The sequence below is a fragment of the Methylobacterium sp. J-090 genome (assembly GCF_022829345.1).
Classification (GTDB): domain Bacteria; phylum Pseudomonadota; class Alphaproteobacteria; order Rhizobiales; family Beijerinckiaceae; genus Methylobacterium.
In genome coordinates this window covers 15,345-36,925 of record NZ_JAKSXV010000081.1, presented here as the reverse complement: position 1 = coordinate 36,925, position 21,581 = coordinate 15,345, and the positions used below count along the sequence as shown (strand labels likewise).

The following is a 21,581-nucleotide window of genomic DNA, read 5'->3' as shown; positions in this document are numbered from 1 at the left end:
GAGCCGCGGCTACGGCGTCTGGGCCACGGGCTACGGCCAGTTCGGCTCCGTCGATTCCACCGCCAACGCGGCGGGCCGCTCCGAGACCGTCGCCGGCATGGCGGGCGGCATCGACTTCCACCCGCAGGTCGGCACGGTGCTAGGCCTCGCGGCGGGCTACGGCTCCGTCGACGTCAGCCTCAACCGGACCGGTGAGCGGGCGCATACGGACAACGCCCAGGTCGGTCTCTACGGCGGCTTCTCTCAGGGCGCTCTCTACGCCAACGCCACCGTGGGCTACGCCCACACGGAAGGCCGCGTGAACCGGTCCCTCGGCTTGGCCCAGATCCAGGCCGGCGGCGCGCAGGGCAAGGTCAGCGGCGACCAGTTCATCTCGGCGGGCGAGCTCGGCTACCGGGTCACGGTCGCCCCCACCACGGTGCTGTCGCCCTTCGTCGGGTTCCAGGTGAACACCTTCGATCAGGACCGGGTCACCGAAGGGACTGCCGGCCCCTTGAGCCTCACCATTACCGCCAAGGACTTCCTCTCGGCCCGCACCCTCGTGGGCGGCCGCCTGGAGACGGCGACGACGGTCCTCGACGGGCGTCCGGTGTCCTTCTGGGTCAAGGCAGCCTACGTCCACGACTTCGCCGACGTGAGCCGCACCATCGGGGCGTCCTTCACCCTGGTGCCGACGGTGCCGTTCGCCGTCTCCGGCCGCCGCCTCGACCGCGACCGGGTTCTCGTCGGCCTCGGGGTGAGCACGGAGCTGGCCCCCGGCCTCGCCGGCTTCCTCGGCTACGATGCGGAGCTCGCCTCCACCGACACAATCCAGGCGGTGCGCGGCGGCTTCCGCTACACCTTCTGAGTCCGGACGGGTTCGCTGAGAGGGGGCGGCCGGTCTCCGAGCCGCCCCCTTATTTATGCGCGGATGGGACCGGGCGATCGCGAGGTGCCACAAACGGCGAGCGGGGTGCTGAGGAAGGCTGGAGCCGTAGCTGGATGGATGCCGGAAACAGCCGCTCTCAAGATCGTATCGAACGATGAGATTGGCGAGTTGGAAGGCGCAACGATCCTTGGGCAATTCGGAGAGGTGCCAGAGGATTTCGCGGAGAAGCTACAGGGAGGCTGAAATACATTCAGTTCGGCACAGACAGACAGCGACGCCCCTTTCCACAGCTGTCTGGCGGACCGACCGAAACCATCTTCGCGCCTTTTCCCTCGAGATCGACGAGCAATGCCCGGGTTGCTACGGACGGGGCGACGATGCCTTCGACCGGATGAACTTGTACGAAATGAGTTGGATCGGCGCTGCTGATGACCAAGCCCTTCGTCTGCCCATAGTAGTTAGGCTTGATACTCACCGAGCCGTCGGGGTCCGCTTGGATCAAAGCGTGATAATCCCCTTTGCCATCACTGGAGATCAAATGGATGACCTGCGAGGGCGAAGCGCCAGATTTGGCGGTCTTGCCGATCTCGGCGAACTCGGCCGCGGCTCCATGATCGGTCTTGATGGCATTCTTCCACCCAGCGGCCCCCTGCGCGCCGATATGAAGGCCATTCATCTGCCCGTCGGGCTTCGAATTCCACTCGCCCGTTAGCCAGATCCCATCGACGTTCGTGCCCTTCCAGCCTGCCGCCGGCGCGACAAGGTTTACATCAATCTCGGTGCCATAGACTTGACCGTTGAAGCCATGCTTCGGCGGTACACCTGAGGTGTCAAAGTTCTTGGACGTGAAGTTTGCTCCCCACGCTTGGGCGTTCGTGGCCGCCATGTGAGCGCCGCCGTAGACCCCCACGGCTGGTGCGACCGTAGATGCTGTGCGCGCAACGCCCAGCACGCCCGACGTGATGATGTATCCCGGGGTAACACCATCGATCTTATTAACGTTCGCGTTTGCGGGGATCTCGATCAAGCCGCTGATCGCTGAAACCACACCGTAATCGTTTCCACCCGGCATCAGCTTCGCCGGTGGATTACCGAGGTCGACGGTCAAACCAGAGTAGGCCCCTCGCCAGGTTTCCCACGGTGGCGACGCAACGGACAGTTTGGTCCGCTCGCCGTCCCGTCCTGCGCCAGGGGCGATTCGGTTATCGTTGCTCGGGATTTCGGCGGGCGGTCTGGCCGGTTGGGGCTGTGCGAAGGCACAGGACGCCAAGCCTATGAAAAGCAGAGCAATTTGCGTTCGCATGTCACCACCTCGCCGACCAAATGGCCTTTCCGTACAGCGATCGCTGCCATTGAGAAAGCGGCGCCGTGCTCTGAGTAGAAGCCTCAAAGCGCTATGTGGGGGCTGACTGATCGGCGGAGCCATTTGATCATCCAGAAGGCATAAAAGGTTTAGGCAGCCTTCTTGCGGCCCTGTGCCTTCGGCTGCTCGCTATCGTTGCGGTCGGCGACCCGGCAAAGACCGATGGACTTCGCCAGGGCCGAGCGCTGCGCCGCGTAGTTCGATGCGACCATCGGATAGTCGGCTGGCAGACCGAAGCGCTGGCGGTAGCTCTGTGGGTCGAAGCCGTGCCCCGTCAGGTGCCGCTTCATGGTCTTGTAGGTCTTGCCGTCCACGAAGCTGATGATGGCGTCCGGCGTCACGGACTTGCGGATCTGCGCGGCGCTGGGCTTCTCGACAGCCTCCTCCTGCGCGGCTTGCGACGTCCCGACCGTGCCGACGGCCAAGCCGTTGAGGGCAACGTGGACGCTGCGGATCAGCGCGGGCAGTTCCGCCACCGGCACCGAGTTGTTCGACACGAAGGCCGAAACGATATCACCGGCCAGATCGATCAAAGCCGTTTCCTGGAAATTGCTATCTTCGCTCATGTCGCTGTTCACAATTGATACCCCTCTGCACTCGCCATTCGCACTTCTCGCGGGTTCTTGCGCAGGTGCGGCGGGACCCGAACGAAACAGGCGATGTCGGGCAACGTTGGATCGTCGCTGCGTGCGAACAGCAGAGCGTTTCCACTGCGACCTGTGCCCAGCTCGCCCTGGTCGGCCTTGAGCAGCGGCCGTAACTGAATCAGGCAGGCGAGGTCAGGATCAAAGAACTGCGCTTTGCCGGCGGCTAGGTCTGGCTCGGGCGCCATCTTCACCGTCAGGACGCCGTTGATCTTGGACAGGAAGGGCGAGAGGGCGACCATCACGCCACCTCGGCGCAGCGTGCGAGAAATGCGTCGGCGTCGATGCGTCGAATGACCGTCCGACCTCCGATCCGAACACGGGCAATTTGCCCGTCACGAAGCAGGCGCCAGACGGACGCCCATGAGATTCGGAAGTAGGCGGCGAGTTCGTCGACAGTGAGTGCGCCGGTGGCAAACCCATCGGGCGAGGGGGCTTTTTCGGACTTCGACATCAGGTGAGCCTCAGATATGTTGTCTGATGCCGTATGATGTTTGTCTGATGTCCACCATAAGAGCCCCCCGCCGCTCGGGACTTAAGATGGCCCCGTCTCTTTAATTCAGCGGACGATCACCCTGTGGTTCTACTGCCGCGTTTTCAATGACCTCGAAGAACCAGTGCGGCGCCTCTTCGCAGGCTTTTCGGAAGGCATTATCTACAGAGCCAGGACGCATCTCTCAAGGTGTCGGACCGTTGCTCCGGAAAACCAATCGATTTTGGCCCATTCCCCTTCGCGCACGTGCCTTGGGGTTTGCCAGCAGCTGGGTAGCCACACGGTAGGGCTCGCTGGGTGGCGTACCATCCTCACGCAGATTCCGGACGGTTGCCCAGAGCAGCTTTTGCTTCTCTGGGTCAGCCGGCCGGTGGGGTGGTCGAGCAGGTGGGGCGAGCGATGTAACGGAGAGCCCCAGGAGCTTACGGATAACTCGGCCGGCGGTCGTGTCGCTCTTTATCGTTCGAACGAATTCGGCCGGATCCTCCCCGAGGCGACCAGCAGTTTCTTCCGCGAACGACAGAGCGTCGGCGCCAGCTTCGACAGGGCGACCGTCGGGCCACCGGGCCGTGAGTTGATCGCTTCCGCTGTTCATCGCCAACAATCCTTAGCAACGATTTCGACAACGATAAACGTTGGCGACCCAAATGGGTATGCTAAGTCACTGAAATTGTTGGCGCGCCCTACGGGAATCGAACCCGTGTTTTCGCCGTGAAAGGGCGACGTCCTGGACCGCTAGACGAAGGGCGCTGGTCGGAGCGAGGCCTCTATAGGCGGGATCGGAGGCGGGGGCAACGGGCGTTCGCGGACAAGTTTGTCGCTTGACGAATTGGCCGGTGGCCGGTTTGTCGCGGGAGACAGCGGTGGGCGTTCCTCGCCCGCACCCGGCAACAACGGACGAGCCCCATGACCACGCGACGCGACGGCCCGCCGGGCCGGCAGACAAGACGGCCCGGCCCCGGCGGCGACCGTTTCCGGCCCCGCCCGCCGGGTGCCGAGGGCGACCACGTGGTGCTCTACGGCTGGCATCCCGTGGCCCAGGCGCTCGCCAATGAAGGCCGGCGCCTGCACCGGCTGCTCGCCACCGAGAATGCCATGGTGCGGCTGACGGAAGAGATCGGACAGCTGCGCATCGATCCCGAACTGGTGCGGCCGAGCGCCATCAACGCACTCCTGGGGCCGGACGCCGTGCACCAGGGCCTCTATCTCGAAGCCGATCCCCTGCCCGGGCCGGACCTCGAGGACCTGCCGGACGACGCACTCCTTCTGGCACTCGACCAGATCACCGATCCGCACAATGTCGGGGCCATCGTGCGCACCGCCGCCGCCTTCGGGGTGGCGGGCATCATCACCACCGCGCGCCACTCGCCGAGCGCCACCGGCGTCCTCGCCAAATCCGCGTCCGGCGGCCTGGAGCACGTACCGCTGGTCATCGTGCGCAACCTTTCCGAAGCGCTGATCGATCTCGGCAAGCGCGGCTTCACCCGCATCGGTCTCGATTCCGAGGCCGGGACGGACCTCTCCGCCGTCGGCCCCAAAGGCCCGGCGGTCATCGTGCTCGGCGCCGAGGGCAAGGGCCTGCGCCAGCGCACCCGCGACAATTGCGACGTGCTGGCGCGAATCCCGTTCCGGGGCGAGATCCGCAGCATCAACGTCTCGAACGCCGCCGCCATCACCCTCTACGCCCTCAGCGTCGGGCGCTGAGGGCGCGACCGCATCAGCGCCAGAACGGCTTCAGATCGACGAGGTCGGCATGGGCGTCGGCCGCCTTGCCGAGCAGAGCCTTGGTCTCGGCCTCGTTGTCGCCCGCCGTGAGGCCGGCGGCGAACAGGGTCGGAGCCGGGATCGTGCTGCTCTCCGTAGCCAGGCTCGCCAGAACCTCGTGGGCGGTGGCCATGTCGTTCAGGGCGCCGAGGTGGTCCTGGAGTTCGGATACGGCCTGAACGAAGGCCTTGTGACGCCGGTGCGGTTTCTTGTCGGTGTAGAGGCTGGCGAAGAACTCTGCTCCGTAGCGTAGCTTCTTGCCCTCGATGCGCACGCGGTGGCGGGCTTCGGCATCGAGGCGTTCGAGGTGGCGGCCGCGCTTGCGGATGCGGCGGCGGATGCGATCGAGGATATCGGCGGCGAAATCCTCCGCCGGGGCATCGCGGGCAGGCACATCGCCCTGCGCATCCCCGCCCGTGCGCCAAGCCCCCATCTCGATCCAGGCGGCGACATCGAGGATCAGGCTGCGCCAGGCCGGTGATTCCAGGGTCGCGATGACGGCATCGTGCGCCCGGTCGCGCTCGGCCTCCAGGCGCGTGCGCAGGTCGAGGAGACCGGCCTCATCCGGCCGTTTCTCGAGTTCCGCCGGCAGGGTGGTCTCGAGGAAGACGTCGAGGTTGCGCGCCCGGCCGAACGGCTCGGTGACCCGCTTGATTTCGTCGCGCAACTGCGCGGCGGTGGGATCGGTCGTCAGGATCGGCTTGAACAGGGTCAGGGCCGAGCGCAGGCGCCGCAGCGCGACGCGGATCTGGTGAAGGCCCTCCGGGTGGCGCCCTTGCAGGAACACGTCCTCATTGAGGCACAGGTGATGCAGGCAGGCCTGGGCGACGGCCCGGAACGCGTCGCCGGCCGTCGCATCCGGATCGAGGCGCACGGCGCCCGCCTTGCTCGCCTTGCGCAAGGTGCCGTCGACGAGGCTCCAGCCCCGGGCGCTCTTGCTCAGGGCACCGAGACGCAGGGGCACGGTCTGGGCCAGCACCTGGGCGAGGCCGAACAGGTCGGCGGGACTGCCCTCTTCGAGTTCGAGTTCGACTTCGCAGAGGGGTACGTCGCCCTCCGGCGTCTCGATGCGTCCCTGATCGAGGGTCGCGGAAATGAGAGAGGCGCCGTGGACGACGAGGCGGGTCGTGCGATCGACCACCGTGGTGAAGGCGGGCACGAGATCGGCCTTGGACGCGTCCGCCAGGAGGGCCGGCACCGGCGTCTCCGCCAGAACCGCGAGGTCGGGAGTTTCCCCCGCGATATCGGTCTCCCACTCCGCCCGGTCGAACAGGCCCGCGCCGGTGGCGGCCGCCTTCACCGTCTGGATGCGGCGATCGCCCTCCCGGCGCACCCGCAGGGTCAGGCCGCCCTTGCGCAGATCGCCCTTGGCCGTGTCGAAGTAGGTCGAGGTGAGGACGACGGCCTCCGGCGTCCCGTCCGCCCGAAGCAGGGGGTGGTTCGCGAGGGCGGCGAGGTCCGCGACCCCACATTCCAGCTTCAGCTCGATCTCGCGCGGCGTTGTCATGGTCAGTCCTGTTGTGGCGGCCGGGCTCGGGGGAGGGCCGCGGGGTGCGACCTCAAGACCGTGGTCCCGCGTCCGTTCCCCATGGGCGGTCGCGTTCGGGCCCCCCATTATGCGACAGGTGGGGAGTGCGGGGCGACCCGGGCGTGCATGATTTTCGTTCGCGGATGCCACTTTGTGGTGTAGCGGAGGGGCCTCCATGCCGGCGCGCGGGCCATTGACGCGGAAGTTTTGAGTTTGGGAATGACGCGGGACCGGATCAGGGCCGATCGCCTCCTGGTCGAGCGCGGCCATTTCGAGAGCCGCGCGCGGGCGCAGGGCGCGATTGCGGCAGGCCTCGTGCGGGCCGACGGGCGCGTGGTCGCGCGCGCCTCCGACCTCGTCGCACCGGATGCACGGATCGAGGCTGAGGCACCCCATCCCTTCGTCTCGCGCGGCGGCCTCAAGCTCGTCGCCGCCCTCGACGCCTTCGGGTTCGTTCCGGCAGGGCTGACCTGCCTCGATGTCGGGGCCTCCACCGGCGGGTTCACCGACGCGCTCCTCGGACGCGGGGCCGCCCATGTCTACGCCGTCGATGTCGGGCGCGATCAGCTGCACGCGTCCCTGCGAACCCATCCCCGGGTGACGAGCCTCGAGGGGCACGACGCCCGCGGTCTCGACGCGGCGACGATCCCGGTGGCGCCGATGCTGGTGGCCATCGACGTGAGTTTCATCTCGCTCCGCCTCGTGGTGCCGGCCGTCGCGGCCCTGATGGGGGAGGGCGCGGCCCTGACCGCCCTGGTCAAACCGCAATTCGAGGCGGGCCGCGACCGGATCGGACGCGGCGGCATCGTCCGCGACGCGGCCGTTCACGACGCGGTCTGCACGGAGATACACGATTTCATCGCAGGCGCGGGCTTCACGATCCTCGGCCTGATCCCGTCCCCCGTCACCGGCGGCGACGGCAATCGCGAGTTCCTCATCGGGGCACGCCGGAAAGCAAGTCCATGATCGATTCCCCCGACGTCGTCACCATCGCCAAGCTCGGCGCGCGGGGTGACGGCATGGCCACGGACGGCACGGCCGTGGCCTATGCCCTGCCCGGCGAGCGCGTCGCCATCCGGCGCGAGGGCGTGCGCGGGCAGATTCTTTCCGTGGAGACCGCCTCGCCGGAGCGGATCGATCCGTTCTGCCCGTATTTCGGCACCTGCGGCGGCTGCGCCGTCCAGCATTGGGCGCCCGAGCCCTACGCCGCCTGGAAGCGAACGCTCCTCGCTCAGGCCCTGTCGCAATCCGCACTCGACACCGCGCCCGAGGCCCTCCGGGACGCCCATGGCGAGGGACGCCGCCGCCTGACCCTGCATGTCCGCGCCGGGGAGGCGGGGGCCCGGGCCGGCCTGATGGCGGCGCGCAGCCACGACCTCGTCGCCATCGACCATTGCCCGATCACCGTGCCGGCCCTCCACCCGGCACCCGCCATCGCGACGGCGCTCAGCGCCCCCCTCGGCCATGGACGCAAACCCCTCGACGTCGCTTTCACCGCCACAGATGCCGGGCTCGACGTGGATATCCGCGGCCACGGTCCGGTGGCCGAGGGCGTCCGCGCCGTCCTCGTGCGCCTCGCCGACGAACTCGACCTCGCCCGCCTCTCGCTCCACGGCGAGATCCTGGTCGAGCGCTGCGCGCCGGTCATCGAAGCCGGCGGCATCCGCCTTAGCCCCCCGCCGGGCGGCTTCCTCCAGGCGACGCAGGCCGGCGAGGCGGCCCTGACGGCCCTGGTGCTCGCCGCCCTCGACAAGAAGACGAAGCGCGTCGTCGATCTCTTCGCCGGCAGCGGCCCGTTCAGCCTCGCGCTCGCCCAACGCTGCGACGTCCACGCCGTCGAGGGCGACGCGGCGGCGCTGGCGAGCCTCGACCGGGCCGTGCGTGCCACCCCGTCCCTGCGCCGGGTGACCACGGAGCGGCGGGACCTTTTCCGGCGCCCGCTCCTGCCGATCGAGCTCGACGCCTACGACGCCGTTGTATTCGATCCGCCCCGCGCCGGTGCGCAGGCGCAGGCGGCGCGCATCGCCGAGAGCAAGGTCCCCCTGGTCGTGGGTGTCGCCTGCGATACCGGCACCTTCGCGCGCGACGCCGCCGCCCTGGTGGCGGGCGGCTACCGTCTGGAGCGGATCACCCCCGTGGACCAGTTCAAGTACTCGAGCCACGTCGAGGTGGTGGGGGTGTTTCGCCGGACCGTCGTGCGCAAGCGCCGCGCCTCCCTGGCATGATCCCGCGCGACGGGATTTTCGCTCGACAAGGGCGGGGCCTCCCCTAGTTGGCGCCTCATGCGCATTCCGTTGACGATCCTCGGTCTCTCCCTCGCCCTTGCGACGCCGGCCCGGGCGGACCGATGCGGCGACCTCATCGACCGCGTGATGGCGGCGACGGGGGCGACTCTGGTCCGGCGCACCGTCGATTTCGCCGAATTCAAGGGCGCCGAGGATGTCGGCCTGACCCTGGCCTGCGGCGATCTCTCGGCCGTGGGCACCCAGTTCAAGGGTCCGACCCTGCCGGCCGGCTATTTCTCGCTGTTCGGGCGCGCCGGGGAGGCCATCAACGGCATCGCCGCCGAAACCATCGCGGAGGCCGGGCGAACGGCGTGGGCGAGCGCCGAGACCAAGCGCCACAGCAAGGTCGATGCGGGCAAGGCGCTGGTCACCTGCTCGGTGTCGAACTCCGGCAACGGTCTGGTCACGGCCTGCGCAGTCATCGACAAGGACGACCGGACCTGACGCGCAACCATGATCCCCTCACGAACGCATCGCGAAGACCATGTAGCCGGAATAGGTGACGGCCGCGGCCATCCAGAGCCAGATTGTGGTGTCCATGGCTCGGGAATACGGTCATGCTGCAGTGCAGTCGATTGGGCGGGTTGCCGCTGCGTCAACGCTCAACTTATGGCGGTAAGCCCTTCTTAACCATGCGGCGGCGATTGTCCGCCTGCACCGCAGCCGACCGGGGAGCCGATGCGCCGTTCGATCCTCGTCCGCTTCGCAGCCCTGGCCTCTGGCGCGATGGGCCTCGCGGCTGTTATCCCGCAGGTAAGGGCACAGGAACAGACACAGGAACCACTGCTCCTGCGCATCAGGCCACCCGGTGAGACGCCGCGCGACCTCGGCGCCGGATCGGGACCGATGACGGACGACGAGGTCCGTCAGGCCCGCGCCCGCAACGAGGCGGTCTGGGCCCGCGCCGATCGGCGTGCCCGTATCGCCATCGCGTCGGTCTGCACCGGCTGCCTGGCTCCGATCCGGCCCCATGCCGAACGACCGCCCCCGGCCGCCATCGAGGCGGCTCCGGCGACCCTTTTCCCCTTCGCACAGACAGGTGCCCCATGACCCAGTCCCACCCGACCAGCGGTCCCGTCGCCGATCCGGCCTGCCCGGTCTCCCTCGACCTCCTCGGCGAAGTCTACCGGGCCGATGCCGACGACCTGCCCGAGCTCCTGGCCACCATCGCCGAGCCGACCCGCTCGAAGCTCGCGGTCTACCTCTACGGCAAGAGCCACATGCACCAGCTCGGCCTGACCGTGGCCCGGGCGTGCGAACGCGACGACCTCGTGCGCGTCGCCGGCGAGATCGGCTCGGTGGTCTACGGCCAGTCGCGCATGAAGCCGGCCCGCCCCGTCGTCCCGACGGAGGCCGCGCCCGCCCCGGCCCGCAAGATCAGCCTCGCCGGCACCCCGGCCAAGAAGATCAGCCTGGGCGGGTCCGCCGCGAAGGGCCGCTCGTTCGATTGAGGGCGGGGCAACCGCACGCGGAGAAGACGACATGTACGGTGCGTGGTGGAAGCTCGGTCTCGACGCGACTCTGCTGGCGATGGAATCCCAGCAGGTGATCGGCCTGCGGCTGGCCAAGATCGCCGCGGGCGGGAGCGGCGCCCAGGCCGAGGCGCACCGCATGGTGAGCGAGAAGATCATGGCCGCCAACGAGGCGGCCCTGCTCCTGGCCACGGGCGGCTCCACCGCCAAGATCGTGGCCGGGTATCGCCGGAAGGTACGGGCCAACGCGCGGCGCCTCGCGAAGGGCTGAGGCCTCCGGGGAGGGTTAACCCGACGTTAACCCTCCGCTTTCATCGTCGGCCTCGAATCCACGGGGAGACCGCGATGCATCCTTTCGAGCAACAGGTGCGCGAGCGCGCCTACTTCATCTGGGAGGGCGAGGGCCGGGTGTTCGGCCACGCCACCGAGCATTGGCTGCGGGCCGAGCGCGAACTCGCCGCCGACGCGCCCGTCCAGGTCCGTCCGGTGGTCGCCGAAATCAGCCTAGCGCCGAGCCCCGCCCGCGCCCTGAAGCCCAAGGCCGGTGCCCGCAGCGCCGCCGCCAAGGCGGTCGCCGAGACGGCTGAGGCGGCGAAGCCTACCAAGGCCGCGGCTGCCAAGCCCACCAAAGCCACCGCCACGAAGGCAGCGACCGCCAAAGTCGCGACGACCAAGTCGGCCTCCACCAAAGCCGCTCCGACCAAGGCCACCACTGCCAAGGCCCCCTCCGCCAGGACGGCGGCGTCCCGCTCCAAGGCATTCGAGGCCGGAGTGGTCATGCACTGACGGCGCCCCGCACCCGTTTCCAACATCCGCGAAGCCCGCCGCCCGAACAGGACGGCGGGCTTCGCTGTTTCGATGGCCCGCACGGGAACACGCCGATCAAGCGTGACGTTGAGCCGCGGAACACCCATTCGTCCGGGGCCTCGTCTCCGGCTCGTCTCACGAGGTCGCTCATGAAGACTCTTCTCCCCACCCTCGCCGCCCTCGCGATCGTCGGCGCTCCCGTCGCCGCGCAGGCCGCGCCCTACGGCTACGGCGCCGCCCCCATCCCGGGTGAGGTCGAGACCGTGGCGGGCGTCGGCGGCCGCGCGCCGTGGAGCCGCCCCTACGAGTACGATTCCGGCAGCGACAACGACCGCCGTCCCGAGCTTCCCTACTATCAGCAGGGCCGCGGCCAGCAGACCGGAGGCCCCGCCCGCAACCTCCTGCCCGATGACGGCCTGCATATCCTCCCGCGCTGAGGCGGTACATCGTCTCCGTTGAGACGGAACGTCGGCGCACGCCGACCGTTCGCGCAGCATCGACGGCTCGGCCGGCGCATCCCCTCCGGACGCGCGCCCCGCCCATCGATACGGGGCAGGGCACATGGCGTCAGCGGTCAAGGCGGTGATCTTCGATATCGACGGGACGCTCCTCGACAGCGTCGATCTCCATGCCCAGGCCTGGGTCGAGGCCTTCGCGCATTTCGGCATCGAGACGGAGCAGGCGAAGGTCCGAAGCCAGATCGGCAAGGGCGGCGACCAGTTGCTCCCGGTCTTCGTCGATCGGGACCGGGTGGCGCGCGAGGGCAAGGCCATGGAGGCCTACCGGTCCGACCTGTTCAAACGGAACTTCCTTGAAAAGGTCCGGCCGTTCCCGGGCGTGCGCCCCCTGTTCGAGCGGATCAGGGCCGCAGGCCAGACAATCGCGCTGGCCTCGTCCGGCAAGGCCGACGAGGTCGCGCATTACAAGGAACTTCTGGGCATCGCCGATCTCGTTTCGGTGACCACGACCTCGGACGATGCCGAACGCTCGAAGCCGTTTCCCGACATCTTCGCATCGGCGCTGGCCAAGCTCGCCCCGCTGAACGCCTGGGAGAGCATCGTGGTCGGCGACACCGCCTACGACGTCCGGGCCGCCGCCAAGGCGAGCCTTCCGACCATCGGGGTCCTGTGCGGCGGCGTGACGGAGGCGGAATTGCGGGCTGCGGGCTGCGTCGCCATCGCTTCGGACCCGCAGGACCTGTGCGACCGCTACGGCGAATCACCCCTGTCGCGGTGAGGTGACGGGCCGGGGCCACGTGCTTTCCCACACATGGATATCCACGGATTTCCGGCGCGCACGATCAGGCGAGCGAAAAATTCCATGCCGGCTATGGATAGACGGCAAAAAGGGGGTGGCGCCGTTCGGTTCCATGGCGTAGCGAGCCGCGCGGGATTAGCCTGATCACAGCGACGGATTCGCGGACCCATGCTCCAGTCGGCCCTTTCGAGCGAGACCACCCAGTTTCCCTGCGAGCAGACAACGCTCCAGGATCAGATCGACGCGGCGGTCCAGGACCGGTCGACCCCCATCAGCCGGCTCCTGCGCCTGATGTCGGCCCTCGACGCCGATGCCACCGCCAACCAGAATCTGCGCCACCAGCTCCGCGCCCGCATCGGCGCGCCCTTGAGCGCCTGATCGTTCCGACTCCCGTCCGCAATCGTGTGGATGGGGGTCAGCGGTTGCGGACGCGCCGGACGGCGGCCGGTTGCAGGCGCCGCATGCACGCCACGTAGATCTGGCGGCCGATCCCGTAGAGGCCGAGTCCCTTCGGGTCGGGAGTGACGAACACCTTCGCGCGGGCCTCGTTGCGACAGGCCGCATCCTGCGGGCTCTGGATCGGCGTGGACGCCCCCTGGGCGAACGCTCGGCCACCCGATGCGTCCAGTGAACCGATGACGGCGAGAGCCATCGCCAACCCCGCGGCACGCCCGTCAAATCCCATCATCCCCGCTCCCCCCGGTCACCGGCGGCGAGGATATCAAAAGCTCGGCCGCAAGAGCAGGGGGCGGAGCGGCGGATTACGACGTCAGGGCATCACCCAGGCGCAACGGGCCTCGTCCCGAACCGTGAGGCACTCGAACGGCGCGCCGCCGATCATCGCCCGCTGCTCGGCGGCACCGATCCGGTCGCGCGCAATCAGGTGGCAGGCCGGGTGCCGGGGAAGGCGCTCGAGGGCCGCCGCGTGGTCGGTGCCACCATCGCCCATGAGCAGGCGAAGCCCGACGAGGCTCTCGCAGGCGATGACCGGCTGTGCGGATTCCGGCACGGCGGCTGCACCCCCGGCCAGGAACAGGAATGTGCCGCCCAAGGCACCAATGGCGTGTCTCATCGCGGCGTTTTTTCCTGTGCGCTCTTGTCCTGTGCGTTCTTGCCCGGCGCAGCCTTGCCGGTATCGGGCTGGGCCCGGCGTCCCGGACGCGCCTGCTCGACCGGAGTCACGGACCCGGCAACGGTCCACTGGCACACGCTCGTGGTGCGCACCGCGACGCAATCGTAGACGCTGCCGTTGAGGGCGGCGTGGTCGGCGATCGCCGTGACGGCCTCGCGACCGAGGATCGAACACCCGAGGTGATCCGCCTTGTCGTCGGACAGGAGGGCCGCCGCCTTGGCCGGGTCGTTGCCGGTCTGGCGCAGCAGGATTCGCAGGTTGGCGAGCGACGCGCAGCCGATCACCGCAGGGGGCGCCGGGGCCGAGACGGTGGCGGGGGCCGCCAGGGCGACCGAGCCCGACAGAAGCGAGGACAGGAGCGTCGGAAGAACGAACCGCATGGCGGGTTGGGTATCACGGGGGGGCTGCGGGCGGAACAGCAGGGTCATGGGCGCCGCAGCTTGCCGAAGCGCTTCACCGCGCGCTCCCGGCGCAGGCGCGACAGGCGGTCGATCCAGAAGATGCCGTCGAGCTGATCGATCTCGTGCTGCAGGCAGGCGGCGCGGAACCCCGCCGCGCTCTCCTCCCGGACGGTGCCGTCGAGGTCTTGGAAACGCAGGCGCACCTGGGTCGCCCGCTCGACGAGGTCGGTGACGCCGGGCATCGAGACGCTGCCCTCCATCTGCGGAGCGCGCTCCGGCGAGGCCCAGACGATCTCGGGGTTCACGTAGGTGGTGGCCGGATCGCCGGGCTCCAGCCGGACGACCATCACCCGCTGAAGACGCCCGAGATGCGGCAGGGTCAGGCCGAGGGCCGAGACCGCCTTCAGGGCCTCGAACAAGTCATCGGCAGCCGCCCGCAGGACATCGTCGAAGGCCTCGACGGACGCGGCCGGCAGGCGCAGGCGCGGGTCGGGGTAGAAGAGCAGGGATTGAGCGGGCAAAGCGCGGCTCCGATGGACGAGGTCCGTGAAGGGATGCATGCGGGGCGGGGCCTGCCTGCCCTCGACGCGGGGATCGGTGAGGGTGCTGGCGCGGGCCTTGCGGTGTCCTCACCCGTCACGCCGCATCGGCGGCGCGGACAACGAAGAGGATACCGAATGGCGCGCAACCCGCACGATGCGAAGCCCCCGACCGCGACCGGCGCCCGGCGTGGCGCCCACGAGTTCGGCGAGGTCATCCTCCTCGGCCTGACGAGCGTGCTCGGGCTGCTCTGGGCCATCGTGCTGGTGACGCATTTCCACGCACCTCTGAGCGGGTTCGGCCAGTCGCTCTGGCTGATGCGCTGACGGCGTTCACCGAACCCGCGGATCAGTACTCCCATTCGGCGCCGACACCGACGGCGGTTCGGCCGTCGCTGCCGGCCTCGCCCTGGATCTTGATGCGGCGCGTCACGTCGTAATCGACGGTGGCCGCCGTGTCGGCGGGCTTCGCCCCGGCCTTCACGCCGACGCTGAGCTTGTCGCTGAGGTAGCGCGACGCGCCCACCGCCGGGCCGCCGCTCGCCCCCGTGGAGATGTCGAGGCTGTCGAGGCCAAGGCCCTTGCGCGCCTGCTCGAACACGTCGACGCCACCGGCGCCGCCCGAGAACTGGGCCACGGCCTGGGCCAATTGCAGGGCCTGGAACGGCGAGAGGCCACCGGACGCCTTCTTGAACAGGAGGCGCGACAGCACCTCGTCCTGCGGCAGGGTCGGGTCGGAGGTGATGGCGAAGACCGGCTGGCTCGCGGGCCCCGTGACGGCGATGCGGGCAGTGATCTCGGCGGCCTTGGTCTCGGCCAGGAAATCGAGATCGGGCTGCGCGATCTCGCCGCCGAAGACGAGGCGCCCCCGGGTGAAGTCGAGGCGCTGCCCGACCACGCTGAGGCGGCCGCGCCGCATCTCGAAATCCCCCGTCGCCACGGGGTCGCGCGAGGAACCGGTGAGGCGTAAGGCGCCGCCGAGCTCGGCATCGATGCCGCGCCCGCGCACGAAGATGCGGTTGGGCGCGTTCACCGCCACATCGAGGGTGGCGTCGAAGGGCGGAGCAACCTTGCCCCGTCGTCGTCCCGCCGCCGCCACGGCGGCTTTGCGGTCGGCGCGGGCGGCGAGGCGGGCGCGCACATCGGGCGGGGTGTTGACGTGGCGCACGCCCTCCAGGGGCTTCACGCTGGCGGGCAGGCGATCGGGCACCGTGACGTCGACGGAAACGAGATCGACGCGGCCCGAAACCTTCGGCGTCCGTGCCAGCGGCCCGCTCAGGGCGAGATTCAGGCTCGCCACCGCCGTGATCAGCGGACTCGACACGAGTTCGGCCCGCTCGGCGACGAGGCGCAGGCTGCCCGGAAATCCGGCTGCCGGCTGCAGGGCGACACGGCCATCCGCGCGCAGGGTGCCGCCGTTGCGGGTCAGCGCGGTGAGGCGCTCCACCACCAGGGTGTCGCCGCGCCCGGTGACGCGGCCCTCGATGTTGGTGAGGCGAATGCCCTGGAGCGGGTCGGTGAAGGACCCGCCCGTGAGGGTGGCGGCGCCCTCGGCGCGGGGGGCGGCGAGGGTGCCGGACACGCCGGCATCGAGGGCGACGCGGCCCGTGACCCGCTGCCCGCCGACGCTCAGGAGGGAGTTGGCGAGCGCCGCCTCCAGGGTTCCGCGAAGCTTGAGCGCGATGGCGCCGCCGGCAGCGACCGGCACCGAGCCCGACACGGTCATCTCGGCGCCGCGCCCGGCCGAGACGCGACCCTCGATACCGGCGCGGCCATCGGACAGGGTGCCGCTGGCCTTCGCGTCGATGGGCGGCAGGCCGGCCTTGCGCGTCTCCGGGGTAACGAGGCGGGCCAGGGTGAGGGCGTAGTGCCCCTCGGGCCGCTGCGACGTGCCGCGAAGGTCGGCCTCGCCGTCGAGGGTGCCGGTGAGGGCGAGGCCCGGCGAGGCGATGCGCGCCAAGGCGAGCGGCACGGCGCGAAGGCCGAGCTTGAGGTCGAGGCGCGAGCCGGCCCGGCCCGACAGGCTGACCCGGCCCGACCCGGCGGCGATCACGAGATTGTCGATGAGGGCGCCGCCCTCCGCGAGGGTGATGGTGGCGGGTCCGGCGAGGGCGAGACGATCGCCGCCGCGCGCGGCGGAGAAGCGGGCGAGTTCGATCCGGGTCCGGTCCGCCGGCACGAGACGGGCGGCGCCGTCGAGGTCGAAGCCGCGCGCCTTGGCGGTGAGGGTGATGTCGCTGGCGCTCGGCGCTCCCACGGCGGCGAGGCGCACGGTGTCGAGGGTTTCGCCCGAGACCACGACCCGGTCGGCGTTGACGCGGCCGTCGATGACGGGACGGGCGAAGAGATCGCGCCCGGTGAGATCGGCGTCGAGGCGGGCGAGGCCGATGGCGCCCGTGCGCAGCGACGCGCCCTTCGCCCGGATCGCCGCATCCTGGCGGCCACCAGCGCGCGACAGGGTCACGGCGGCATCGACATTACCGCCCAAGGACGTGAGAGCCAGGGGCGAGAGGTCGTCGAGGTTCGCCGCCGCCACGGTGAGGCTGCCCTCCGTGAGGAAGGAGCGGGCGTCGACGCGGGCGTTGCCCGCGATGGCGACGGAGCCGAGGCTGAAGGCGAGGCGATCCAGCGACCAGTCCTGGGGCAGACGGGCGAGGTGGGCATCGGCGCGAAGGGCGTTGCCGGCGACATCGCCGGTGAGCTTCACGGTCCCGTCGAAGGCGCCGGTGAGGTCGCGGAGCGCCGTCTCCATGCGGAGATCCCGGATGGGGCGCCCCTGCGCGCGCAGGTCGTCGGCGGTGACCGTCGCCGTGAGGTCGGGCTTCTCCAGGGTGCCGGTCAGGCGCCCATCGAGGAGGGCACGGCCGGACAGGGCGGCATCGACGACGGAGAGGTCCTTGAGATCGACGAGGAGCTTGGCGTCGGCCATGCGGGCGGTGGCACGGCCGTCGAGGCGGGCCACCATCTCGGCACCCTCCAACCGCGCGCCGTCGAAGGCATAGCCGTCATAGACCTGGAAGACGCGCCCGGTGAAGCGCGGATTGCGGCCGAGCAAACCGTCCAGCGCGGGCACCGAGAGGGCGAGGCGATCGGCTCGGACATCGACATCGGCCGTGACTGCCTTGCGAGCCGGGTCGCCGCCGAGCTTGGCCTGCGCGGTCAGGCTTCCGGCGAGGGAGCGGCCGGCGATGTCGGAGAAGGCGGCGAGATCGGCGAGCGCCGCATCGACCGTGCCCGTGAGGGTGTTCTGCCCGATGGTGCCCATATAGGTCGCGCGGGCCGTCGGCCCGTCGATGGCGAGCTTTGCCACCTCCACGATGCCGCTGGGCTGGAGCGTACCCCGGAAGGCGAGGGCGGCCCGCGCTCCGATGGCGCGGCGCAGGGCCGGATCGGCGAGGCTCAGGCCTTCGACCTTGGCGTCGGCACTGAGGGCGAAGCGGCTCGCGGCGGCGTCCGGCCCCGTCGGCGCCATGGCGATGGCGGCCTCGACACGATCAAGGGCATTGCCGTCGGCGCGCAGGCCGGCGGCCTTGAGGACGCCACCGACCGTCGGACGGGCGATGGGACCCTTCAGGCTTCCGTCGAAGACGAGGCTGTCGAGCTCGGCGTCGCCCGCCTTGGTGGTCCCGCCCTCCGTCGGCACGGCGCGGGCCGCGACGACGAAATCCGCGACACGGTCGGCGGTGAGGGTTCCGCGCGCGTCCAGGCGGGCGGTCCGCGAAGTGAGATCGAGGCGGTCGATGCCGAAGGCGCCGCCGTCGGAGAAGCGCAGGCCCCCTTCGAGCTTCGTGGTGCCGGAGAACACGGCAGCCGCGGGGCCGGGCAGCAACGCCTCGATCCGCGAGGCGAGGTCGAGGGCGAGGCGCCGGTCGGTGCCGATGCGCGAGATCCGGGCCGTGCCCTTGGCGCCGAGATCGGGACCGGCATCGAAATCGAGGCGGGCGTTCCACGAATCCAGGGTGCCGCGCCCGTCGAGATCGAGGTTGATGGCCGGCGTTCCGGGCAGGTTGGCCGCCTTGGAGAGCAGGCCGCCCACGGGCTCCACCAGGGTGGTCCTGAGCTCCAGGGTCTCGCCCTTCGGCACGAACAGGAGGCGGGCGGCGAAATCGCCCGCGGCGTCGAGCCGGCGGACCTTCAGGTCGAGGTCGAGGCCTTCGGACGGCGCGCCGAGCCTGGCCCGTCCGTCGGCGGCGAGGCGCGCGGTCTGGCCCGCCAGAGCCTCGCCGAGGACGAGTTCGGCGAGCCGGAACGCCTTGACCTCGACCTTCACCGGGAGGTCGGGCAGCAGCGTGCCGTCGGGCTCCGCCTTGGCCGAAACCGGGGCGGGCAGGGGGCGGCGCAGGACCTCGAGGCGCCCGACCTCAAGGCTGTCGATCTCGAGGCGGCCCGAGAGCAGGGCGAGGCGACGCCAGACCAGGCGCGCCCTGTCGAGCTTCAGCCAGACGCCGTTGGCGTCGCTGATGGCGATATCGCGCACCGTGGCGTCGGAGGATAGGGCGCCGTCGACGGCCCCGATGGCGACCTGCGAGCCGGGAGTGGAGAGTGCCTTCGAGAGCAGACCGCCGAGAACGGACTTTTCGGATTCGTCGGCGTGGGTGGGGATCGCGGGGCCGAGGAGGAAGAGCGCGAGCGTCAGCGCCACGACGGCGCGGGTCTTCCCTCCCCCCCCTGCGGGGAAACGGTTCAGAACGCGACCGGGTCTTCCGAAAATCCCCATCAGAACGACTGCCCCAGGCTGATGTAGAGGGCCACGGGGCGCTCGCGGTTGCCCTTGATGCGGTCCAGGGGAAAGGCGACGTCGACGCGGATCGGGCCGATGCCGGTGTAGTAGCGCAGCCCTAAGCCCGCCGCGTAGCGGATGCGCTCCTCGAAGTCCGGCAGGCTCGACGCGAAGCCGGTGCCGGCGTCGAAGAACGGCACCACGCCGATGGTGTCTGTCACCTTGATGCGGGCCTCGAACGAGGCCTCCAGCAGGCTGCGCCCGCCGATCGGCAAGTTGAACGGGCCGCGCGGCCCGAGCGTCCGGTAGGGGAAGCCGCGCACGGAGCCGCCGCCGCCGGCGAAGAACCGGATGTTGGCCGGGATCTCGTCGAGGTTTGCGCCCGAGATTGACCCGAAGCCGATGCGGCCGGCGAGGATGTAGCGGGCCTCGTCGTCGAGGGCATAGTAGGTCGAGCCCTGCGCTTTCGCGACGAAGATCGACGGGTCCGAGCCGAGGAAGCCCGCATAGGGCGTCGCCGAGGCGATGACGCGAACCCCCTTGGTCGGGTCGAGGAGGTTGTCGGTGGAATCGTAAGACACCGAGACGGGCACGCCGACGAGGCGGTAATCGACCTTGCCGAGCGCGTCCTGCGAGCGGCCGGCCTGCCCGTCGATCCCGACCTGCGCGAAGAACGCGTCGGAGAAGCGGTGGCGCAGGCCGATGGTGCCGCCGGCCGCGTCGCTGACGTAGGATTGCTGGGCCTCGCGGCCGACGAACAAGTTGGCGACGAGGTCGTTGCGGGTGCCCCACAGGGCCGGCTTGACGAAGGTGGCCGAGAGACGACCGCCAAGGCCATTGGAATCGATGCCCGCGAGCTTGCGCTGCGTCGCGTAGAGGTCGTTGCCGAGGTAGTAGACGTCGGCGTCGAGCCGCAGGGTCTCGCCGCCGCCGAAGAGATTCCGGTTGGCATAATAGGCGCGGATGCCGGGGCCGTCGACGGTGGAGTACCGGGCCGCCACGCCGATCAGGTTGTGGTCGCGCTCGGTCACGTCGACGAAGATCGGCAGGTTGCCGGCGGGATCGAGGGCTTCGCCCTCGCGCACCCGGATCGACCCGAGGGCCTCGACCTTCGCCACGGACCGGCGGATGTCGGAAATGGCTTTGGGCGCGTACGGATCGCCCGGCTCGGCGTAGATGAACGAGCGCACCACCGCCGGATCGAGGCCCGTGGTGCCGCGCACCGTGACCTCGCCGAGGCCCGCGATGGGGCCGGGAGCGATGGTGAAGCCCACATCCATCACATGGGCGGTGTCATCGACGACGGGCGCACGCGCGACCGCCTTGGCGAAAGGATGGCCGAGGGCCCGGAACCGATCGACGACCTTGGCCTCGCGGGCGAGCACGGTGGCGGAGCGCGCCGGCACATCGTCGTCCACGCGGGTGAAGCGGACGGGCAGCACCTCCTCGGGAAACGGGTTGCCGGCGGGATCACGCACGGTGACGGCGCGCAGGATATAGAGGGGTCCGGCTTCGACGGTGATCCGCACCGGCACGAGGGCGCGGGCGCGGGACCCCTCCGCCGCACCGGCCGCCGCCGCGACGCTCGACTCGCCCGAGAGCGTCACCCCGTCGATGCGGATCTGGACGGTGCCCTGATAATAGCCGTAGCCGGAGAGCACGTCAGCAAGACGGCGCTGGTCGGCCTCGGCCCGGCGCACGAGGCCCTCGCCATCCGGCGGCGCGTCCTGGCGCAGGCGGTAGAGGGTGGAGGTGTCCTGAAGCGCGCGCAGGACGTCGTCGTCGTCGATCCCCTGGAACTTGACCGTGTAGGGCAGGGCGTCCGAACTGGGAGCCGGCGGCTCTTCCTCGGAGCCGAACAGGCCGAACAGATCGAAGGCGACGGCCGGCTGCACCGCCATGCCGCCGCCGGCGAGCGCGAGGGGCAAGGCGGCGCGCGCGACGGCGCGCATCATCGCATGACGCAACCGCAACCGTACCGCTGTCACCGACGACGCGTCCCACCGGGGAGTCGGCCCGCGCTACTAAACGGCCCGCTCGGAGTCCACATGTTCACCGCCGTCATCCCGCCCCCGCTTCGATGCCGGTCCAGTAACTCGTCCGACCCGTCTCCACGCGGTTAAGGCCGCGCCGACACGACCGGTGACGTTCCGCGACCCTGCGGGTTCCTCCCGGAAGCCCCCAAACGCGTCGTTCCCACCGTCCTGTAGCGTAGCCGTCACACCGTCATGCGGCAACCACACCGCCATGCGGCACAACCTTCGGGCCTTCGCCATCCCCCTCGGTGGCGCCCTCGACGACGCCCCGG

General features: G+C 69.9%; 25 protein-coding genes and 1 tRNA gene. 14 read left to right on the top strand and 12 right to left on the bottom strand.

All coding sequences use genetic code 11. From position 1 onward, the window contains the following. Positions 1-847: autotransporter outer membrane beta-barrel domain-containing protein (locus MKK49_RS13210; protein WP_244029081.1), on the top strand; the 847-nt coding region annotated here is incomplete at its 5' end. 63 nt (positions 848-910) lie between these two features. Next, complete coding sequence (locus MKK49_RS13205; protein WP_244029079.1) at positions 911-1,111, top strand: hypothetical protein; 201 nt, start codon at positions 911-913, stop codon at positions 1,109-1,111. Positions 1,112-1,118: 7 nt separating this feature from the next. Here the strand turns inward: MKK49_RS13205 and MKK49_RS13200 are convergent, their stop codons facing one another. From MKK49_RS13200 to MKK49_RS13180, 5 genes are all read right to left on the bottom strand, one after another. Beyond that, entirely contained in the window at positions 1,119-1,976 is an 858-nt protein-coding gene (locus MKK49_RS13200) for a hypothetical protein (RefSeq protein ID WP_244029076.1), read from the bottom strand. A 344-nt stretch (positions 1,977-2,320) separates the two neighbouring features. Then, positions 2,321-2,797, bottom strand: coding sequence for a MucR family transcriptional regulator (locus MKK49_RS13195; protein ID WP_244029091.1), 477 nt, complete (start codon positions 2,795-2,797; stop codon positions 2,321-2,323). 8 nt (positions 2,798-2,805) lie between these two features. Then, entirely contained in the window at positions 2,806-3,117 is a 312-nt protein-coding gene (locus MKK49_RS13190) for a hypothetical protein (protein WP_244029074.1), read from the bottom strand. Continuing rightward, positions 3,117-3,329 carry a helix-turn-helix domain-containing protein gene (locus MKK49_RS13185; protein WP_244029072.1) on the bottom strand — a complete coding sequence of 71 codons (213 nt, stop codon included), beginning with the start codon at positions 3,327-3,329 and terminating at the stop codon, positions 3,117-3,119. Before MKK49_RS13185 ends, MKK49_RS13190 begins: the two co-directional genes overlap by 1 nt. Positions 3,330-4,042: 713 nt before the next feature. Next, positions 4,043-4,118 (bottom strand) — tRNA-Glu (locus tag MKK49_RS13180). Positions 4,119-4,274: 156 nt separating this feature from the next. On the opposite strand from MKK49_RS13180, the gene rlmB reads away from it, so the two are divergent. Continuing rightward, positions 4,275-5,072: a 23S rRNA (guanosine(2251)-2'-O)-methyltransferase RlmB gene (gene rlmB / locus MKK49_RS13175; RefSeq protein WP_244029070.1), complete on the top strand. Its 798-nt coding sequence runs from the start codon at positions 4,275-4,277 to the stop codon at positions 5,070-5,072. 13 nt (positions 5,073-5,085) lie between these two features. On the opposite strand, the gene MKK49_RS13170 is transcribed toward rlmB, so the two are convergent. Next, positions 5,086-6,639: a CHAD domain-containing protein gene (locus MKK49_RS13170; protein WP_244029068.1), complete on the bottom strand. Its 1,554-nt coding sequence runs from the start codon at positions 6,637-6,639 to the stop codon at positions 5,086-5,088. Positions 6,640-6,879: 240 nt separating this feature from the next. Between MKK49_RS13170 and MKK49_RS13165 the strand changes: the two genes are divergently transcribed. From MKK49_RS13165 to MKK49_RS13120, 10 genes are all read left to right on the top strand, one after another. Beyond that, on the top strand, positions 6,880-7,626 hold the full coding sequence (locus MKK49_RS13165) for a TlyA family RNA methyltransferase (protein ID WP_244029066.1): 747 nt from the start codon (positions 6,880-6,882) through the stop codon (positions 7,624-7,626). Continuing rightward, positions 7,623-8,885 carry a class I SAM-dependent RNA methyltransferase gene (locus MKK49_RS13160; RefSeq protein WP_244029064.1) on the top strand — a complete coding sequence of 421 codons (1,263 nt, stop codon included), beginning with the start codon at positions 7,623-7,625 and terminating at the stop codon, positions 8,883-8,885. The genes MKK49_RS13165 and MKK49_RS13160 overlap by 4 nt, the downstream gene beginning before the upstream one ends. A gap of 57 nt (positions 8,886-8,942) precedes the next feature. Continuing rightward, entirely contained in the window at positions 8,943-9,389 is a 447-nt protein-coding gene (locus MKK49_RS13155) for a hypothetical protein (RefSeq protein ID WP_244029062.1), read from the top strand. A 234-nt stretch (positions 9,390-9,623) separates the two neighbouring features. After that, a complete protein-coding gene (locus MKK49_RS13150) occupies positions 9,624-9,995 on the top strand; it encodes a hypothetical protein (RefSeq protein WP_244029060.1) in 372 nt (123 codons plus the stop codon). Beyond that, positions 9,992-10,396 (top strand): hypothetical protein, encoded by a 405-nt coding sequence (locus MKK49_RS13145; protein ID WP_244029058.1) that lies wholly within the window; start codon positions 9,992-9,994, stop codon positions 10,394-10,396. The genes MKK49_RS13150 and MKK49_RS13145 overlap by 4 nt, the downstream gene beginning before the upstream one ends. A 31-nt stretch (positions 10,397-10,427) precedes the next feature. Further along, entirely contained in the window at positions 10,428-10,688 is a 261-nt protein-coding gene (locus tag MKK49_RS13140; RefSeq protein ID WP_244029056.1) for a hypothetical protein, read from the top strand. A 74-nt stretch (positions 10,689-10,762) separates the two neighbouring features. After that, a complete protein-coding gene (locus MKK49_RS13135) occupies positions 10,763-11,203 on the top strand; it encodes a DUF2934 domain-containing protein (RefSeq protein WP_244029054.1) in 441 nt (146 codons plus the stop codon). Positions 11,204-11,373: 170 nt separating this feature from the next. Beyond that, a complete protein-coding gene (locus MKK49_RS13130) occupies positions 11,374-11,661 on the top strand; it encodes a hypothetical protein (protein WP_244029052.1) in 288 nt (95 codons plus the stop codon). Positions 11,662-11,785: 124 nt separating this feature from the next. Further along, positions 11,786-12,460: an HAD family hydrolase gene (locus MKK49_RS13125; RefSeq protein WP_244029050.1), complete on the top strand. Its 675-nt coding sequence runs from the start codon at positions 11,786-11,788 to the stop codon at positions 12,458-12,460. A 189-nt stretch (positions 12,461-12,649) separates the two neighbouring features. Then, positions 12,650-12,859: a hypothetical protein gene (locus MKK49_RS13120; protein WP_244029048.1), complete on the top strand. Its 210-nt coding sequence runs from the start codon at positions 12,650-12,652 to the stop codon at positions 12,857-12,859. A gap of 37 nt (positions 12,860-12,896) precedes the next feature. On the opposite strand, the gene MKK49_RS13115 is transcribed toward MKK49_RS13120, so the two are convergent. The 4 genes from MKK49_RS13115 to MKK49_RS13100 form a co-directional block, all read right to left on the bottom strand. Beyond that, a complete protein-coding gene (locus MKK49_RS13115) occupies positions 12,897-13,133 on the bottom strand; it encodes a hypothetical protein (protein ID WP_313899163.1) in 237 nt (78 codons plus the stop codon). Positions 13,134-13,250: 117 nt separating this feature from the next. Next, positions 13,251-13,553, bottom strand: a complete 303-nt coding sequence (locus MKK49_RS13110) for a hypothetical protein (protein ID WP_244029046.1) — start codon at positions 13,551-13,553, stop codon at positions 13,251-13,253. After that, positions 13,550-13,993, bottom strand: a complete 444-nt coding sequence (locus tag MKK49_RS13105; RefSeq protein ID WP_244029044.1) for a hypothetical protein — start codon at positions 13,991-13,993, stop codon at positions 13,550-13,552. Before MKK49_RS13105 ends, MKK49_RS13110 begins: the two co-directional genes overlap by 4 nt. A 44-nt stretch (positions 13,994-14,037) precedes the next feature. Continuing rightward, positions 14,038-14,535 carry a peptide deformylase gene (locus MKK49_RS13100; RefSeq protein ID WP_244029042.1) on the bottom strand — a complete coding sequence of 166 codons (498 nt, stop codon included), beginning with the start codon at positions 14,533-14,535 and terminating at the stop codon, positions 14,038-14,040. Between the two features lie 156 nt (positions 14,536-14,691). Between MKK49_RS13100 and MKK49_RS13095 the strand changes: the two genes are divergently transcribed. Continuing rightward, positions 14,692-14,880 (top strand): hypothetical protein, encoded by a 189-nt coding sequence (locus tag MKK49_RS13095; RefSeq protein WP_244029040.1) that lies wholly within the window; start codon positions 14,692-14,694, stop codon positions 14,878-14,880. Positions 14,881-14,902: 22 nt separating this feature from the next. Here the strand turns inward: MKK49_RS13095 and MKK49_RS13090 are convergent, their stop codons facing one another. Together MKK49_RS13090 and MKK49_RS13085 are read right to left on the bottom strand one after the other, a co-directional pair. After that, the gene (locus tag MKK49_RS13090) at positions 14,903-19,270 is read right to left on the bottom strand and encodes a translocation/assembly module TamB domain-containing protein (protein ID WP_409565070.1); all 4,368 of its coding nucleotides are present in this window, start codon (positions 19,268-19,270) and stop codon (positions 14,903-14,905) included. Then, complete coding sequence (locus MKK49_RS13085; protein WP_244029085.1) at positions 19,270-21,174, bottom strand: autotransporter assembly complex protein TamA; 1,905 nt, start codon at positions 21,172-21,174, stop codon at positions 19,270-19,272. The genes MKK49_RS13090 and MKK49_RS13085 overlap by 1 nt, the downstream gene beginning before the upstream one ends. Positions 21,175-21,581: the final 407 nt, after the last annotated feature.